The sequence below is a fragment of the Nonomuraea sp. NPDC054003 genome (genome assembly GCF_055585125.1).
Genome location: NZ_JBVJKR010000020.1, coordinates 148,344 through 163,959 on the forward strand (window position 1 = coordinate 148,344; position 15,616 = coordinate 163,959).

Annotated in this window: 14 protein-coding genes and 1 rRNA gene; 9 read left to right on the forward strand and 6 right to left on the reverse strand. The window is 70.7% G+C overall.

What is annotated here, in order from left to right:
* The first annotated feature begins 31 nt into the window (after positions 1-31).
* Positions 32-823 (forward strand): ABC transporter ATP-binding protein, encoded by a 792-nt coding sequence (locus ACZ6YG_RS39215; protein WP_372452527.1) that lies wholly within the window; start codon positions 32-34, stop codon positions 821-823.
* A gap of 558 nt (positions 824-1,381) precedes the next feature.
* A complete protein-coding gene (locus ACZ6YG_RS39220; protein WP_187281663.1) occupies positions 1,382-1,540 on the forward strand; it encodes a hypothetical protein in 159 nt (52 codons plus the stop codon).
* A gap of 190 nt (positions 1,541-1,730) precedes the next feature.
* On the opposite strand, the gene ACZ6YG_RS39225 is transcribed toward ACZ6YG_RS39220, so the two are convergent.
* Both ACZ6YG_RS39225 and ACZ6YG_RS39230 read right to left on the reverse strand, forming a co-directional pair.
* Positions 1,731-2,549: a hypothetical protein gene (locus ACZ6YG_RS39225; RefSeq protein WP_466020763.1), complete on the reverse strand. Its 819-nt coding sequence runs from the start codon at positions 2,547-2,549 to the stop codon at positions 1,731-1,733.
* A 392-nt stretch (positions 2,550-2,941) separates the two neighbouring features.
* Positions 2,942-4,255 carry a KamA family radical SAM protein gene (locus ACZ6YG_RS39230; RefSeq protein ID WP_148035146.1) on the reverse strand — a complete coding sequence of 438 codons (1,314 nt, stop codon included), beginning with the start codon at positions 4,253-4,255 and terminating at the stop codon, positions 2,942-2,944.
* A gap of 172 nt (positions 4,256-4,427) precedes the next feature.
* Here ACZ6YG_RS39230 and ACZ6YG_RS39235 point away from each other — a divergent pair, with 172 nt between their 5' ends.
* From ACZ6YG_RS39235 to ACZ6YG_RS39255, 5 genes are all read left to right on the forward strand, one after another.
* A complete protein-coding gene (locus ACZ6YG_RS39235) occupies positions 4,428-5,003 on the forward strand; it encodes a DUF1707 SHOCT-like domain-containing protein (protein WP_466020764.1) in 576 nt (191 codons plus the stop codon).
* A 77-nt stretch (positions 5,004-5,080) separates the two neighbouring features.
* Complete coding sequence (gene plsX / locus ACZ6YG_RS39240; RefSeq protein WP_271279787.1) at positions 5,081-6,088, forward strand: phosphate acyltransferase PlsX; 1,008 nt, start codon at positions 5,081-5,083, stop codon at positions 6,086-6,088.
* 72 nt (positions 6,089-6,160) lie between these two features.
* Positions 6,161-8,611: an HAD-IC family P-type ATPase gene (locus ACZ6YG_RS39245; protein WP_466020765.1), complete on the forward strand. Its 2,451-nt coding sequence runs from the start codon at positions 6,161-6,163 to the stop codon at positions 8,609-8,611.
* Complete coding sequence (gene argS, locus ACZ6YG_RS39250) at positions 8,608-10,335, forward strand: arginine--tRNA ligase (protein ID WP_466020766.1); 1,728 nt, start codon at positions 8,608-8,610, stop codon at positions 10,333-10,335. Before ACZ6YG_RS39245 ends, argS begins: the two co-directional genes overlap by 4 nt.
* Before the next feature lie 118 nt (positions 10,336-10,453).
* Positions 10,454-11,785, forward strand: coding sequence for a hypothetical protein (locus ACZ6YG_RS39255; protein WP_261808919.1), 1,332 nt, complete (start codon positions 10,454-10,456; stop codon positions 11,783-11,785).
* A gap of 95 nt (positions 11,786-11,880) precedes the next feature.
* Here the strand turns inward: ACZ6YG_RS39255 and ACZ6YG_RS39260 are convergent, their stop codons facing one another.
* Positions 11,881-12,264 carry a cell division protein SepF gene (locus ACZ6YG_RS39260; RefSeq protein WP_148035150.1) on the reverse strand — a complete coding sequence of 128 codons (384 nt, stop codon included), beginning with the start codon at positions 12,262-12,264 and terminating at the stop codon, positions 11,881-11,883.
* A 166-nt stretch (positions 12,265-12,430) separates the two neighbouring features.
* Between ACZ6YG_RS39260 and ACZ6YG_RS39265 the strand changes: the two genes are divergently transcribed.
* Entirely contained in the window at positions 12,431-13,207 is a 777-nt protein-coding gene (locus tag ACZ6YG_RS39265) for a PhzF family phenazine biosynthesis protein (RefSeq protein ID WP_466020767.1), read from the forward strand.
* A gap of 58 nt (positions 13,208-13,265) precedes the next feature.
* Here the strand turns inward: ACZ6YG_RS39265 and ACZ6YG_RS39270 are convergent, their stop codons facing one another.
* Together ACZ6YG_RS39270 and ACZ6YG_RS39275 are read right to left on the reverse strand one after the other, a co-directional pair.
* The gene (locus ACZ6YG_RS39270; protein WP_148035152.1) at positions 13,266-14,117 is read right to left on the reverse strand and encodes a GNAT family N-acetyltransferase; all 852 of its coding nucleotides are present in this window, start codon (positions 14,115-14,117) and stop codon (positions 13,266-13,268) included.
* 152 nt (positions 14,118-14,269) lie between these two features.
* Positions 14,270-14,581, reverse strand: coding sequence for an antibiotic biosynthesis monooxygenase (locus tag ACZ6YG_RS39275; protein ID WP_466020768.1), 312 nt, complete (start codon positions 14,579-14,581; stop codon positions 14,270-14,272).
* Between the two features lie 90 nt (positions 14,582-14,671).
* Here ACZ6YG_RS39275 and ACZ6YG_RS39280 point away from each other — a divergent pair, with 90 nt between their 5' ends.
* Entirely contained in the window at positions 14,672-15,412 is a 741-nt protein-coding gene (locus ACZ6YG_RS39280) for a class I SAM-dependent methyltransferase (protein ID WP_148035154.1), read from the forward strand.
* Between the two features lie 137 nt (positions 15,413-15,549).
* Here the strand turns inward: ACZ6YG_RS39280 and rrf are convergent.
* Positions 15,550-15,616 (reverse strand): 5S ribosomal RNA (gene rrf, locus ACZ6YG_RS39285); the annotation flags it as partial.

The window sequence follows — 15,616 nt, forward strand, 5'->3', positions numbered from 1 at the left end:
GGAGCCCGCCGTCCCAAGCAAGGACGTCCGGGTGCATCCCGACCCGGAGCCCGCTAAGGGCCCCTTGGACGTGCCCACGGGCACGCCGACGGTCATCGTCGACGATCTCCACATCGTCTACCGCGTCTACGGCGCCGCGTCGGAGTCCGAGAAGGGCAACGCGGTCAACGCCTTCATGCGCATCGTGAAGCGCCAGGGCAGGCCGCAGATGAAGGAGGTCCACGCCGTCAAAGGCGTCTCCTTCGTGGCCTACCACGGCGACGCCATCGGCGTCGTCGGCCGCAACGGCTCCGGCAAGTCCACGCTGCTGCGCGCCATCGCCGGCCTGCTGCCGCCCCACTCCGGCGCCGTCTACACCGACGGGCAGCCGTCGCTGCTGGGCGTCAACGCGGCCCTGATGCGCGAGCTGACCGGCGAGCGCAACATCATCCTCGGCTGTTACGCCATGGGCATGACCCCGGCGGAGGTCAGGGAGAAATACCAGGAGATCGTCGACTTCTCCGGCATCGACGAGTTCGTCCAGCTGCCGATGTCCACCTACTCCTCCGGCATGGGCGCCCGGCTCCGCTTCGCCATCTCCTCGGCCAAGACCCACGACGTCCTGCTCATCGACGAGGCCCTGGCCACGGGTGACCGCGAGTTCCGCAAGAAGAGCGAGCAGCGCATCCGCCAGATCAGGGAGTCGGCGGGCACGGTCTTCCTGGTGGCCCACGACCTGCGGGTGATCCAGCAGACGTGCAACCGGGTGATCTGGCTCCACAAGGGAAAGATCAAGATGGACGGCGACCCCAAGGAAGTCCTCGCCGCCTACACCAAGGGCTGACCACCCGGTCGCGCCGCTTCGGCCGGTCGGGCCTCTCAGGCAGGCTGCACCACTTCCCCTGCCGCTTGGGGCGGGTCGCGCCGCTCCACGCGGTCGCGCCGCTTCACGCGGGTCGGGACTCTCGGGCAGTTGCGTCACTCCCCTGCCGATTCACGCGGGTCGTCCGCTTCGGCCGGTCAGGGTTCTCGAGCACCTGCGCCACTGCCCGTACCGCTTGGGCGGTCGCGGCGCTTCTCGCGGGTCGCGGCGCTTCTCGCGGGTCGCGCCGCTTCGCGTGGACGCGGTGCTTCGGCTGGGTCACTCTCACGGGCCGTTCCCGACGGCGGGCGGTCGTCCGTGACGATTCGCCGGCCGCGAGGCGGAAAACCTTTTGGGGAAACCCCTCGGGTGGACCGCCGTGATGCGTGCCTTCGGCACGCTCAGCCCGCCGTAGATTTCGAGACGGTGTGCGAGAAGTCGGCCGGGGCTGAGCGTGTAGGACTGACACGAGGGGTCAGCGTTCGCTAGGATTCGAACGTCGGTTCGAGCTTGGGAACGGTGATGGAGTGGGGGGACACGATGGGTGAGCTCTCGGCCGCTATCGACCACCTGGCCACCGAGGATGTGACCGAGATACCCACGATGCAGCTCGCCGAGCAGTTGCTGGAGCTGCACTGGCAGATGGCGAGGCTGCAGGCCCAGATCGCCCGCCGCACGGGCGTGCGGCTGCCCGGATAGAAAGCGAACCGCCGCCGACCCTGGTGCGGGCCGGCGGCGGGGCCGCGGCTCACGACGCCGCCACCCTGCAGACTTGGGCGGCGCCGGCGAGCGCGGCGGGGGTCGGGAAGCCACTCCCGAGGATGGGCTCCCGCAGGATGCGGGGCCCGGCGATGCTTCAGAGGGTGCGGAGCTCGGGTCCGCCAGAGGATCAGCGGTAGTGCCAGGGGTCCCGGACCATGCTGGTGAGGGCGGCCGTGGTCCAGCCCAGCGCGGCGACGGTGTCGGTGTAGGCGCTGGTGGCCTTCGTCCCGTTGGTGGAGACCAGGGCGGAGGCGTCCTCGACGAGCGGGGCGATCTCATCGATGGAGGCGACCTGAGTGGTGCCGGGCAGCGACTCCAGCAGCGGCGCCGTCTCGGCGGGCGCCACGCGGCCGACGAGCGGCGCCAGACGTCCGTTGCTGGATCGCGGCAGCGCCTGCTTCGCGGCACGCGACATGCCGACGACCGTTTCCTGCAGCGACAGGTGGGCCACGCCTGTCGTGGCGCCGTCCAGCGCCTCGGTGGAGCCGTAGCGTCCGCCCGGCACCATCCGGGTCGTCGACAGCGACGCCGTGGCGCCGCCGAGCGAGCCTTCGAACAGGTAGGCGACCTGGGCGAAGGCGCCCTCGAACGCGTCCTCCTGCGTCGGCTTGACCTGCGCCCTGGGCTTGGCCGGGCGCGAGGCGGCGAGGCCGTCCAGAGGCAGGGTGTTGGACAGGCCGTCGAGCCCAGGGCGTCCCTGCGGCCTGGTCTGGTTCTGCGCGGGCTTGGCGGAGGTCTTGGCGCCTGCGCCGAACAGCCCGTCCAGCAGGCCGCCGGCGAGCCCGCCCACCAGGCCGTCGAGCGGCGAGTCGTCGCCGATCCGGGCCTGGTCGCGCTTCGTGGGCGAGGCGCCGAGGTCCCTGGCCTGGGCCTGCGCCGGCACGGCGAGTGCCGCCGCGAGCCCGAATGCCGTTACGGCGACCGCCGTCTTCATTACACGTTTCATGATTTGCCTTCCCGGCTCGTGATCGATCGCTTCGGAGAGCATTGAATTGCGAATCGATAACCCCCGAATGCCGTGGCGTACACGCTATGGGCACCGCACGAAGCGCGCCGTCCGCGGCTGAGCTACGGATGCAGTTCTATCACCGCGCACGACCCCGGGTGAGCCGCTAAAAGCCCGCGTGACAAGGGCTTTGTGGGTAAGTTACCGAGCCCGAAAGGGGTCACACAGGGGGAGACAAATCGGGAAATAGAGGGGGGCTAATTCGGATATTCCATGGACGCTTCCGGCGTCCGTAAGTGCGCTTTCCCCGGCCCGCGCCAGGAGCTCGACAAAATGAATGTCACGGGCCGGGGGCGCAGATTTTCCGCTTGCGGTGGCCGCCCTTGACCGCCTCAGGCCCCGAGCGAGGCGGCGACCTCGAACGGGAAAGCGTCGGCGAAGGCCGGCCGCAGGTCCGTCAGCCAGACGGCCGACGGGTCGTACCGCGCGAAGAACGGCCGCCCCACCAAGGACGGGTCCCGCGCCTGGATGAGGTGGAGCACGAACACCCGCTGACCGGCGATCTCGGTGACGCCGTCGACGCACACCTTCCCCGGCGTCGCCGACATGGACGGCCCGCGGACCGTCCTGCAGAGCCCGGAGACGCTCGCGTACGCGTCCCTGAAGATCTCGTACGCGCGGCCGAGCGGCACCGCGAAGTAGTCCTGCGGACCGGTGTCACGCTCGACGAACATGTAGTACGGGATCATCCCCATGCGGTGCTGGCGCCGCCACATGGTCTCCCAGACGGCCGGGTCGTCGTTGATGGACCTGATGAGCGGCGCCTGGGTGCGGATCGTCGCCCCGCTGCCCAGGATCCGTTCCACCGCGGACTCGACCAGCGGCGACTCCAGCTCGCGCGGGTGCGAGAAGTGCGCCATGAAGGCGAGGTTCTTGCCTGCCTTGACGACCTCCTCGAACAGGCCGAGCGTGGCGTCGGCGTCGGGGTCGGTGACGAAGCGCTGCGGCCAGTAGCCCAGCGCCTTCGTGCCGATCCTGATGGACTCGAGCTGCTCCAGCTCCAGCAGCGGCCCGATGTAGCGCCTGATCACCGGCTCACCCATGATCATGGCGTCGCCGCCGGTGATCAGGACGCTGGTCACCTCGGGATGCTGGCGGAGGTAGGCGACCATCTGGTCGATGTCGTCGGAGGCGAACTTGAGGTCGGCGTCGCCGACGAACTGCGCCCACCGGAAGCAGTAGGTGCAGTAGGCGTGACAGGTCTGCCCTTGCTTCGGGAAGAAGAGCACGGTCTCCGGATACTTGTGCTGCATCCCGGGCACCGGCTCCTCGCCGATGCGCGGCACGTTGAGCTCCTTCTGGCCGGCGGGGTGCGGGTTGAGCTGCGCTCTGACCTTGTTCGCCTCCGCCTGGATCTCCCCGTTGGGCGCCTCGGCCTTGAGCAGGTCGGCCAGCCGGGCCACATCGGCCTCGGGCAGCATGTCGCCCTGCGGGAAGACGAGACGGTACATGGGGTCGTCGGGCGCCGCCGACCAATCTATGAGTTCATCGACGACGTAGGCGTTCGTCCGGAAGGGCAGCACCGTGGCCACGGCCCGCACCTTCAGTCGCTCCCCGTCATCGAGCCCGGCGCGTCGCAGGAGCTCGTCGAGGTGCTTGGACGTGTACGCCTTGAAGCGTCGCGTACCTGCCTGGTTCAAGATCACTAGGCCTTTCCCATCTTTTTTGTTCGATCGGATGTAAACCTCACGCCCCCGTCGCGCGTCTATCGCTCTTATACCGAGAGTAGGCTGCCCGCGGCTATGGTTCGGAGGGTGCTCCAAGTTTCTTGGGAGAATTGAAATCACGACATATCTTGATTTGACCTAAACTGGCGGTGTGACCCACGACCCTGCCCTCCGGGCCTCCGACGCCGACCGCGACCAGGTCGCCGCGCTGCTCAACGAGGCCTACGCCAGTGGACGACTCACGAGCCCCGAGCACGCCGACCGTCTCGAGGCCACCTACCAAGCTCGCACCATGGGCGAGCTGGAGCCCCTGATCGTGGACCTGCCCAAGGTCCGGTCCTCCACGGCCGCCGCGCCCGTCGCGACGGAGCAGACCGTCAACGCCGTCTTCAGCAAGGTCGTCAAGCGCGGGCGCTGGATCGCCTCCCGCCACACCCGCCTGTCGGCCACGTACGGCGCGCTCATCGTCGACCTGTCGGAGGCCGTGCTCCCCGGCCGCGAGATCACCCTGTCCATCAACGCGTTCGCGGCCAAGCTGATCATCCGGGTGCCGCCGAACGCCCAGGTCATCGACGAGGTCGGCGCCATGTTCGCCAAGCGCCAGGTCTCGGGCGACAACACCCCCGACGGCGACGGCCCGGTGATCAGGGTGACCGGCCGGGTCACCTTCGGCAAGGTCGTCGTGGCCCGCACCGTCCACGACTGGAACCTGAGCGGCGACGCCTAGTCCTGCCCGCCGGTTAGCCTGGTGACGGCCTCGCCTACCATTCGGACGGCCAAGCGACACGCCGTACGAGGTGACTTTTGCCAGACAGCAGGCCGATCGCGGTCGACGCCATGGGCGGCGACCGCGCGCCCCACGAGATCGTGGCGGGCGCCGTGCACGCCGTGCGCGAGCGCGGGCTGCCGGTCGTCCTGGTCGGCTCGCCACGCGTGCTGTACGAGTCACTCGCCGAACACGACGCGGCCCACGAGATCCCCATCGTGCGCGCCGAGGAGGCGCTCGCCATGGACGAGGGCGCGCTGGCCAGCCTGCGCCGGCCCCGCTCCAGCATCGCGGTCGCCTGCCACCTCCTGCGCCGCGGCGACGTGTCGGCCGTGGTCTCCGCCGGCTCGACCGCGGGCATCGTGGCCACCGGCAAGCTGCGGCTCAAGACCCAGCAGGGGGTGCTCCGCCCGGCGCTCGCGGTCGCGCTGCCCACCCTGCCGCACCCCACGCTGCTCCTGGACGCGGGCGCGAACGCCGAGGTCAAGCCGGAGATCCTGGTCCAGTTCGGCCACCTCGGCGCCGCCTACGCCGAGCTGGCCTTCGGCATCGCCGAGCCCCGGGTGGGCCTGCTCACGATCGGCAGCGAGGCGGAGAAGGGCAACAAGCTCGTCCGCCGCGCCCACGAGCTGCTCGACGCCGCCCCCGCGCTGACCTTCGCCGGCAACGTCGAGGGCTACGACCTGCTGACCGGGCGGGCCGACGTGATCGTGACCGACGGGTTCACCGGCAACGTGGCGCTCAAGACCATGGAGGGCGCCGTCCGCTACGCCTTCGACGAGCTGCGGCGGTCCGTGAGCGAGAGCCGGATGGCCAAGTTCGGCGCGTTCATGCAGCGCTCCCGGCTGCGCGAGCTGAGCGGCCGGCTCGACGCGGAGGCGTACGGCGGCGCGGTGCTGCTCGGGCTCAACGGCACCGTCGTCGTCGCGCACGGCTCGTCCAGCGCCAGAGGAGTCAGCGCGGCCTGCCGGCTCGCCGCCGACCTGTCGGCGGGCGGGCTGACGTCCAGGATCGGCGAGCGGATAAGCGCCCACAGATCACGCTGAAAGCCGTAGGGTGATCCCCGTCCGCCTATCAGGGGAATCAGGCGGACCGACGCCGGCGGGGAGACCCGCTCAGTGACGTTGCCGCAGGTCGGGGGGTTCGCGGTGGACGGAGTCATGTCGCTGGACGGGCTCACGTCGGCGCAGGTCGCACGGGCGAGACCGAACGTGGTGCCGCGCCGGTCCAGCCGGTCGCTCGCCGCCATCATCAGGGCGAACGTCTTCACGCTCTTCAACCTCGTCATCGGCGTCCTGTGGGCGCTCATCCTCGTCTTCGGCGCGTGGCAGGACAGCGTGTTCGGCCTGATCATGGTGGCCAACGTGCTGATCGGCGTCGTCCAGGAGCTGCGCGCCAAGCGCACGCTGGACCGGCTGGCCGTGGTCGGCGAGAGCCCCGTGACGGTCCGCCGCGACGGCGCGGACCGGCGCGTCCCGCCGCACCAGGTGGTGCTCGGCGACCTGATCGTGCTCGGCCCCGGCGACGCGCTGCTGGTCGACGGCGAGATGATCGTCTCCGCCGGGCTGGAGGTCGACGAGTCGCTCCTGACGGGCGAGGCCGACCCGGTGCGCAAGGAGCCCGGCGACCCGGTGCTGTCGGGCAGCTTCGCCGTCGCCGGAACCGGCGTGTTCAGGGCCACCGCCGTCGGCACCGACGCGTACGCCGCCCGGCTGGCCGAGGAGGCGAGCCGTTTCCACCTCGCGCACTCCGAGCTGCGTGACGGCGTCGCCCGGTTCATCCGCTACATCACCTGGCTGGTCATCCCCATCGGCGCGCTGCTCACCTACAGCCAGCTGAGCAACTCGGCCGACTTCGCCACCGCCATCACCGGCGCGGTCGCCGGGATCGTCACCATGATCCCCGAGGGCCTGGTGCTGACGACCTCCATCGCCTTCGCCGTGGGCGTGGTCAGGCTCGGCCGCCGCCGCTGCCTGGTCCAGGAGCTGCCCGCGATCGAGGGCCTGGCCCGAGTGGACGTGCTCTGCCTGGACAAGACCGGCACGCTCACCGCCGGCGGCATGACGCTCGACCGCGTCCTGCCGCTGCGCGAGGGCCGCCCGGTGGGCGACGCGCTCGCCGCGCTCACCGCCGCCGACGGCCACCCGAACGCCACCGCCCGCGCGATCAGCGACCGCTTCCCCTCCGCGCGCTGGCGTCCGCTGGCCACCGTGCCCTTCTCCTCCGAGCGCAAGTGGAGCGGCGCCGACTTCGGCCCGCACGGGGTGTGGCTGCTCGGCGCCCCCGACGTGCTGCTCGCCCCGTCGGCCCCGGAGCGCGCCCAGGCGGCGGAACTCGCCGCCACCGGCGCCCGCGTCCTGGCCTTATGCCGTACGAACCGGCTCCCGGACGGCAGCCGTCCCCCGGCGAGCCACCGTACGGACCCGATCACGGCGGACGCACACGCCGCGAGCCACCGTACGGACCCGATCACGGCGGACGCCCCGCCCGAGGACGCCCGTACGGACCTGTCCGTGATCGGCGTCGAGGAGGGCGAGCCGGTGGCGCTCGTCGTGCTCAAGCAGCGCGTCCGCCCCGACGCCCACGAGACGCTGGAGTACTTCGAGCGGCAGGGCGTCAGCGTGAAGATCATCTCCGGCGACGACCCGCGCTCGGTGTCCGCGATCGCCGCCGGCCTCAACGTGCCCGGCGCCGACCGCGCGGTGGACGCGCGCACGCTGCCGGACGACGAGGACGCGCTCGGCGAGGCGCTCGACGCCGCCACCGTCTTCGGCCGGGTCAGCCCCCAGCAGAAGCGACTCTTCGTCACAGCCCTGCGCAAACGCGGCCACACCGTCGCCATGACCGGCGACGGCGTCAACGACGTGCTCGCGCTCAAGGAGGCCGACCTCGGCATCGCGATGGGCGCGGGCAGCCCCGCCACCAAGGCCGTCGCCCAGGTCGTGCTGCTGGACAACCGGTTCGCGGCCCTCCCGCACGTGGTCAACGAGGGCCGCCGGGTGCTGGCCAACATCGAGCGGGTCTCCGGGCTGTTCCTCACCAAGACCTTCTACGCGATCGTGCTGTCGCTGATGACCGGGGTCGCGGGGATGATGTTCCCGTTCACGCCCCGCCACTCCACGCTGGTGAACGCCGTCACCATCGGCCTGCCCGCCCTCTTCCTGGCGCTCGCGCCCACGCTGGAGCGGGCCAGGCCCGGGTTCGTGCCCCGGGTGCTCAGGTTCGCCGTGCCCGCCGGGGTGATCTGCGCCTTCGCGGTCCTGCTGGCGTTCCGCGCCGCGGCCGGGGGCACGCTGGAGGAGCAGCGGACCGCGGCCGTGCTCGCGCTCTTCCTCACCACGTGGTGGGTGCTCGTCCTCGTCGCCAGGCCGCTCGACCGGTGGCGGGTGGCCCTGGTCGCGGCCATGGCCGGGCTGTTCGCGCTGGCCCTGGCGAGCCCGTTCGTACGGGAGGTCTTCGAACTCCGCCCCGGCGGTCCGCACGACGATCTGATCGCCGTCGGCATCGCTCTCGTGGCCTGCGCCGGCATCAGCATCGCGGTCAAGGTCGCCGGTACTCTTAGGACATGACCGACCCGCAGAAAGTGCTCACCGAGCGCGTCCAGCAGGCGCTGGCGTCCGCGTTCGGCGCCGAGTACGCCGACGCAGATCCGCTGATCCGGCCCTCCCAGTTCGCCGACTTCCAGGCGAACGTCGCGATGAGCCTGGCCAAGCGGCTGCGACGAGCCCCGCGGGAGGTCGCCGAGTCGATCAGGGCCGAGCTGTCCGACTTCCCCGGCGCCGTCGAGGTCAGCGGCCCGGGCTTCCTCAACATCACGCTCGACGACGGGTGGATCGAGTCCCAGGCGTCCCTCGTCTTCAAGGACCCGCGCTCCGGCGTCGCCACGATCGCCCCCGCGCAGACCGTCGTCATCGACTACTCGGCGCCCAACGCCGCCAAGGAGATGCACGTCGGCCACCTGCGCACGACCATCGTCGGCGACTGCCTGGCCCGGGTGCACGAACACCTCGGCAACCACGTCGTCAGGCAGAACCACCTGGGCGACTGGGGCACCCCGTTCGGCATGCTCATCGAGCACCTCCTCGACATCGGCGAGGAGGCCGCGGTCGCCCAGCTCGAAGCCGGCCAGGGGACTGAGTACTATCAGGCCGCCCGCGCCAAGTTCGACGGCGACGAGTCGTTCAAACAGCGCTCGCGCGTACGGGTGACCACGCTCCAGTCGGGCGACCCGGAGACCATGCGGCTGTGGCACGTCTTCATGGACGCCACCGTGCGCTACTTCAACAAGGTCTACACGATGCTCGGCGTCACCCTGACCGACGCCGACCTCGCCGGCGAGAGCATGTACAACCCGATGCTGGAGAAGACCTGCCAGGATCTGGAGGCGGCCGGCGTCGCCACGATCAGCGAGGGCGCGCTCTGCGTGTTCCCGCCCGGCTTCACCGGCTCCGACGACAAGCCGCTGCCGCTCATCGTCAGGAAGAGCGACGGCGGCTACGGCTACGCCTCCACCGACATGGCCGCCATCCGCTACCGGGTGCACGACCTCAAGGCCGACCGCATCCTCTACGTCGTGGGCGCCGACCAGGCGCTCCACTTCCGCATGGTGTTCGCCGCGGCCCAGTTGGCCGGCTGGCTGCCCGACTCGGTCTCCGCCGAGCACGTGCAGATCGGCATGATGCTGGGCAAGGACGGCCGCCGGTTCAAGACCCGCTCGGGCGAGTCCGTCAAGCTGATGGACCTGCTGCAGGAGGCGATCGACCGGGCGTCCGCGGCCATCGCCGAGCGCGGCTACGACCAGGCCACCCGCGAGGAGATCACCCACGCCGTCGGCATGGGCGCGGTGAAGTACGCCGACCTGTCGGTCAACCACGACAGCGAGTACGTCTTCGACTTCGACCGCATGCTGGGCTTCACCGGCAACACCGGCCCCTACATGCAGTACGCGACCGCCCGGATCCGGTCCATCTTCCGCAAGGCGGGCCGCTCCCCCGACGACACCACGGGTCCGATCGTGCTGGGCGAGCCCGCCGAGCGCGCGCTGGGCCTCCACCTGCTCGGCTTCGGCGAGACGCTGGAGCAGGTGGCCGCCCAGTCGGAGCCGCACCGGCTGTGCGCGTTCCTGTTCGAGGCGGCCAGCCTGTTCAGCACCTTCTACGAGGAGTGCCCGGTCACCAAGGAGGGCGTCGACCCGGAGACCAGCGCGCGACGGCTGGCGCTCTGCGCGCTGACGCTGCGCGTGCTGGAGACGGGCCTCGACCTTCTGGGCGTCCCCGTACCCGAGCGCATGTAACAGGCGATTCGATCAAAGTCCCCGTTCCGCTGTGGCGCGCCTCCGCCTCGGAGGCGTGCCACGCGGGTTACCCTTTACGGGGTCATGAACTGAGGCCGAATTGGGGGAGTTCTCTGCCTTGAGCACGGACCTGACCGCGAGCCCCCAAGCAGCCAACGAGCTACGGCGCTACGCCGAGGCGTTGCTGGCGCACCTGGCCGCGAACGGCAGCGCGCCCCCCGCACCACCCGGCTTCACCGACATCCCCGGCCACTGGCTGCCGCCCGCCGTCGAGGCGCTGGTCACCATCCTCGCCGGCGACGACCCGCTGGAGCCGCTGAGCAGAGCCGCCTCGCGCGACCAGCAGCAGACCGCGGTCTTCCTCTGCCTGGCGCTGGCCGTCGCCGGCCACGGCAGCCGCATCCACGCCTCCTGGCTCGGCACCGCCTTCGGCGACCTCTCACTCGACCGGCCCGTCTCCCACGGCCAGCGGGCGCTCTGGCTGGCAGCCGCCCGCGGCGCCTACGGCCCCGCCGGCAAGATCTTCGTGCTGCGCAAGCTCGACGCGCTCGCCGTGCAGGAACAGGCTGACCCGCGCCAGTGGGTGCAGGCGCTCGTGCCCGGCGAGCCGTCCGTGGTGGTGCCCGCTTCCCTCGTCGACTTCCCCGAGATGGCGGAGATCCCCGAGCTGGCCAGGCCGGCCCAGGCCGCCGCCCGGCTGACCCGGTTGCGGGCCCGCTGCGAGGAGATCACCTCGGCCCGCCAGTCCGACCAGGGCTCGGCCGCGCCGCTCGCCAACTCCGGCGCCACCCCCGCCGCCACCTGGGCCGAGGACGAGCCGCTGGCCGTGCTCCGCGCCATGATCGGGCTGAGCGGGCCGCCCGGGCCGCAGGCCTCGCTCGACTCCCACCTGCTCGACGACCTGCGCCCCGGCTCCGACCCCCACCTGACGGCGATCGCCCTGCACGTCGCGGCGCCCATCCTGCGGGGTGTCGCCGAGGAGCTGGAGTCCGACAGCAGGCTGGAACCGCCGCCGTCGGTCACCGTGTCGTTGCTCGGCCACCGGGTCGAGCTCCGCCCCGAAGGCCCCGACGAGGAGTCGCTGGCCGTCGCCGAAGCGGCCATCTCCGCCGCCGTGCCGGCCCCGCCCCGCGCTCCGTGGGCGCCGGGGCTGCTGGTGCTCGGCGGGCTGACCTGCCTGTTCGCCGCCTTCCTCACCCACCCGGTCACGGCCGCCGCCGGGGTCGTGCTGTTCGCGCTGGCCGGGTGGCTGCTCTGGCAGCGCCGCGAGCGCGTCCTGTCAGACGCCGCGTACGTCGCGGCGCAGGTGAGCGAGCTGAGGGAGCTGGCCGACGGCGCGGTGTGGGCCCTGCACGCCTACGCCCGCGAGGCCGAAGGCCGCGCCAAGCAGGCCGCGGAAGACGCGACCGACATCACCCGCCTGATCCGCCGCGGCCCCCGCGCGGCCTGATCGATCATCGCCTGTCCCGCCCACAGCCTCGGCCGCGGCGGACCGCGCAGGCCGTGCCGGCTCCCCGCCCGCGCCGGCACGTGGCCTGGCGCGGGTCAGGTCGTCTCGATCTCGACGTGCGCGGGCGCCAGCAGGAAGACGCGGTCGGCGATGCGCTCGATCCGCCCCTCGCAGCCATAGGCCAGACCGGCGGCGAAGTCGACCATGCGCGTCGCCTCCGGCATCGCCATGCCCGTCACATCCATGATCACCGTCTGGCCGTCGCGGAAATACTGGCCGATCAACGGTGCGTCGTTGTACTTCAGCGGCTGGACCATCACGATCCGTGACGACTCGATGGTGGCCCGCCACCGGCGCGCCGCCCGCTCCGTGGCAGGCATGTACTCCTCTTCGTACTGCCCGTCGTCGTCATAAGCCTCGTCATACTGATCAACCGCGCCCAGGCCCAGGTAACCCGCAACCTTACGCACTGCCCCCATCGGCTTGTCCTTTCCTCAGGAACTCACCGCAATCGGCACGTCCCGACACATTGGACGGTAACCGACGATTCCGCGTTCGCCATGCGACACGCCCAGCACTAATTCCATTTTGTACGGCTAGCGTCCTGGTTTCACCCCGATATCTGGCCCCCTATAGCATCGGCTCATGCGCCTGTTCATCGTCGACGCCTTCACCGACACAGCTTTCCAGGGTAATCCCGCAGGCGTGTGCCTGCTGGAAGATCGGGTCCCCGACGTGTGGATGCAGTCGCTCGCGGCCGAGCTGAAGCTGTCGGAGACCGCCTTCCTGCTGGGTGATTCGCTGCGCTGGTTCACGCCGAAGGCGGAGGTCACGCTGTGCGGGCACGCCACCCTCGCCACGGCGCACGTCCTGTATTCGACGGGCGTCGCGCATGGCCCGGTGAAATTCGCCACGGCGAGCGGAACGCTCACGGTGAATCGCCAACCGGACGGAATGATCACGATGGATTTTCCGGTCAAGGAAGTGACTGCCACCACAGTTCCCGAAGGTCTGGAGAAGGCACTCGGCGCCACCCCCGTGCATGTTTCGAAGGGCGCCCTCGACCTGCTGGTCGAGCTGGATTCGGCGGAGACGGTGAGAACCTTGCGGCCCGATATCGACGCCCTCGCGGCGATCGACGCACGCGGAGTGATCGTCACCGCCCGGGGCACCGAGACCGACTTCGTCTCCCGGTTCTTCGCGCCGAAGGTCGGCGTGCCCGAGGACCCGGTGACGGGCTCCGCCCACTGCGCTCTGTCGCCGTACTGGTCTGCCAGGCTCGGCCGCGAGACGCTGACCGGCGCCCAGTTGTCGGAGCGGGGCGGGCTGGTGCGGGTGACCCTCGCCGGTGATCGCGTGCACCTCGCGGGCCACGCGGTCACTGTTGTCTCGGGCACCATGCAACTCCAGCCTCCCTCCTGAATCACTGGCCTGCCCGTATAACAGCAGTTCTCACCTGACGTCCAGTTGCAATTTGATATCAGCGGATGAACAGGAGGCTTCTCGCGGTGTCGCGGAACCCGAGCCCGCTGTAAAGACGCGCAGGTACGGGATACCCGTCGTCGCCGCGCGGCGCCACCACGGCCTGCTTGGCGCCCGCCGCCCGCGCCGCGCGCAGCGCCGCCAGGCACACCGCCTTGGCCAGGCCCTTGCCCCGGTGCGCGGGCACGGTGCCGACCGGCTCGATCAGCGCCACGTCGCGCTCGTCGAGCCAGAGCAGGCAGTACGCGGCCGTGCCGCCGTCGGGCCCGATCGCGCACCAGTCGAGGTCCTCCCGGTACGGCCAGGCCGCGCGGACGGCCGCGTAGCTCTCCTCGGTGACGCGCGACGGGTGGAAGGCCGCGCGGTGCGCCGCCACCCGCCCGGGCACGTCACGCACCGCTTCCAGCCGGAACCCCGCGGGCGGCTCCGGCTCGGGCAGGCCGTCGAGGTCTCGTACCATCTGCACGAAGAACGGCCCGTCCTTCTCCCGTGCGTAGCCGCGCTCCTCCAGCGCGGCGACCAGGTGCGGCTCCCCGCTCGACACCTCGACCTGCCGCTCTCCGGCCGGCACGATCTCCTCGAACCAGCGCAGCACGTCGTGCGCCAACTCGGCCCGTTCGGGGTCGACCGCCAGGTTGAGATATCCGGGCAGGTGGATCCACCCCCAGGCCAGGGTCCGCCGATCGGCCCGCCACAGCATGGTGGGCCACTCCGGCTCCCGCCCGGTGTGCTGAAGCCGTCCCCAGGCCAGGTCGCCGGCGTGCCAGCGCGCCCGCGGCGACCAGATCCGGCCGGTGAGCTCCTGCATGGCCCGCAGATCCCGGGGGCCGCCGTAACAGGTCACGATCACCCCGCCATCCTCGCCCACCCTCGCCCGGCGACGCATCCCGGTATCCGCCTCCCACGCGAGAAGCCCCCACCCCGCGATGACGCGAGATGGGGGCTCACTAGGGGATCAGGACTCCTGGGGCAGCTCCGCGGTCTCCCGGTGACGTCGGGGGATCAGGACTCCTGGAGCAGCTCCAAGGTGTCTCCGGTGACGTCGGAGGCCAGCGCGAACGCCTTCTCCGTCTCCGGAAGGGAGTGCGCCAGCTCCTGTGCCTTCCGCAGGCTCTCCTGGGAGTCCCACCGCCAGACGCCGACCCAGGTCCCGTCCTCGGTCCGCCCCAGCCTCGCCTCCTCCAGCCCCGGAACCGCGGACCGCACCGTGGACGCCAGAGTGGCGTGCCTGTCCTTCACCTCCTCGGAGTCCTCCGGCTTGGCCTTGAATCGGGTGATGGCGATGACGGGCTTCTTCGTGTTCTCTGCACTCATACCGACGAGCGTGCCCGGCCCTCCTCGTACCTCCCGCACAAACCCCGCACAGCGGCCTGAGCCCGCGGGCAGGTCCGCGACGATGGGACCGTGGACTATGACACGCTCATAACGGAAGCGCTCGCCGCCCCGATCGGCGGCTGGGACTTCAGCGCCTTCGCCGGCCGCTACGTCACGGGCAGCCCGCCATGGAGTTACGAGGAAGTCGTACGGGAACGCCTCCCCCGCGTGCGCTCCCTGCTGGACATCGGCACGGGAGGCGGCGAGTTCCTGTCGTCGCTCGCCCCGCTGCCGGCACGCACCGCCGCCACTGAAGGGCACCCGCCGAACGTCGCCATCGCCAGGGAACGCCTGACGCCTCTCGGTGTCGAGGTGGCGGCCGTCGACGGGAACGCCCTGCCGTTCCCGGACGGCTCCTTCGAGCTCGTCGTCAGTCGGCATCACGCCTACGACCCCGATGAGGTCCTCCGCGTCCTGGTGCCGCACGGCACCCTTCTCACTCAGCAGGTGGGCGGCTGCGACCTGGCAGAGCTCAACGAGGCCCTGGCCGCCCCACCGCACCCGCACCGTCACTGGGATCTGGAGCGCGCCATCGCCGGCCTTGAGAAGGCCGGCTTCGCCGTCACCTGGCAGGCCGAGTCGTTCATTCCAGCCCGGTTCCGCGACATCGGTGCGGTGGTCCAGTTCCTGCGGGTGGTCCCTTGGCAGGTGCCGGACTTCGATGTGCGGACGTACGAGTCCGCCCTGCGCGCCTTGCACGAACGGATGCAGGCGGGGCATGCCCTCAGCGCTCGCTCTCACCGCTTCGCTCTGATCGCCTGTCCCAGGTGAAGGCCCGTGAACCAGCGAGGGCCTCGGCGCTCACGCTGAGGCCCCAGAAACAAGAAAAGCCCCGAAGCCGTAGCCTCAAGGCTCACCACGAGAAAGGCCCCGACAGAAACTGTCGGGGCCTTTCCCATATGAAAATTGTCCGGCGGTGACCTACTCTCCCACACCCTCCCGAGTGCAGTACCATCGGCGCAGAGAAGCTTAACT

Excerpts from the sequence above, each read along its gene's own strand:
- ACZ6YG_RS39220 (WP_187281663.1), top strand. The coding sequence starts at position 1,382 with ATGGGTGAGCTCTCGGCCGCTATCGACCACCTGGCCACCGAGGATGTG.
- ACZ6YG_RS39225 (WP_466020763.1), bottom strand. The coding sequence starts at position 2,549 with ATGAAACGTGTAATGAAGACGGCGGTCGCCGTAACGGCATTCGGGCTC.
- argS (WP_466020766.1), top strand. The coding sequence starts at position 8,608 with ATGACCGACCCGCAGAAAGTGCTCACCGAGCGCGTCCAGCAGGCGCTG.
- ACZ6YG_RS39260 (WP_148035150.1), bottom strand. The coding sequence starts at position 12,264 with ATGGGGGCAGTGCGTAAGGTTGCGGGTTACCTGGGCCTGGGCGCGGTT.
- ACZ6YG_RS39265 (WP_466020767.1), top strand. The coding sequence starts at position 12,431 with ATGCGCCTGTTCATCGTCGACGCCTTCACCGACACAGCTTTCCAGGGT.
- ACZ6YG_RS39275 (WP_466020768.1), bottom strand. The coding sequence starts at position 14,581 with ATGAGTGCAGAGAACACGAAGAAGCCCGTCATCGCCATCACCCGATTC.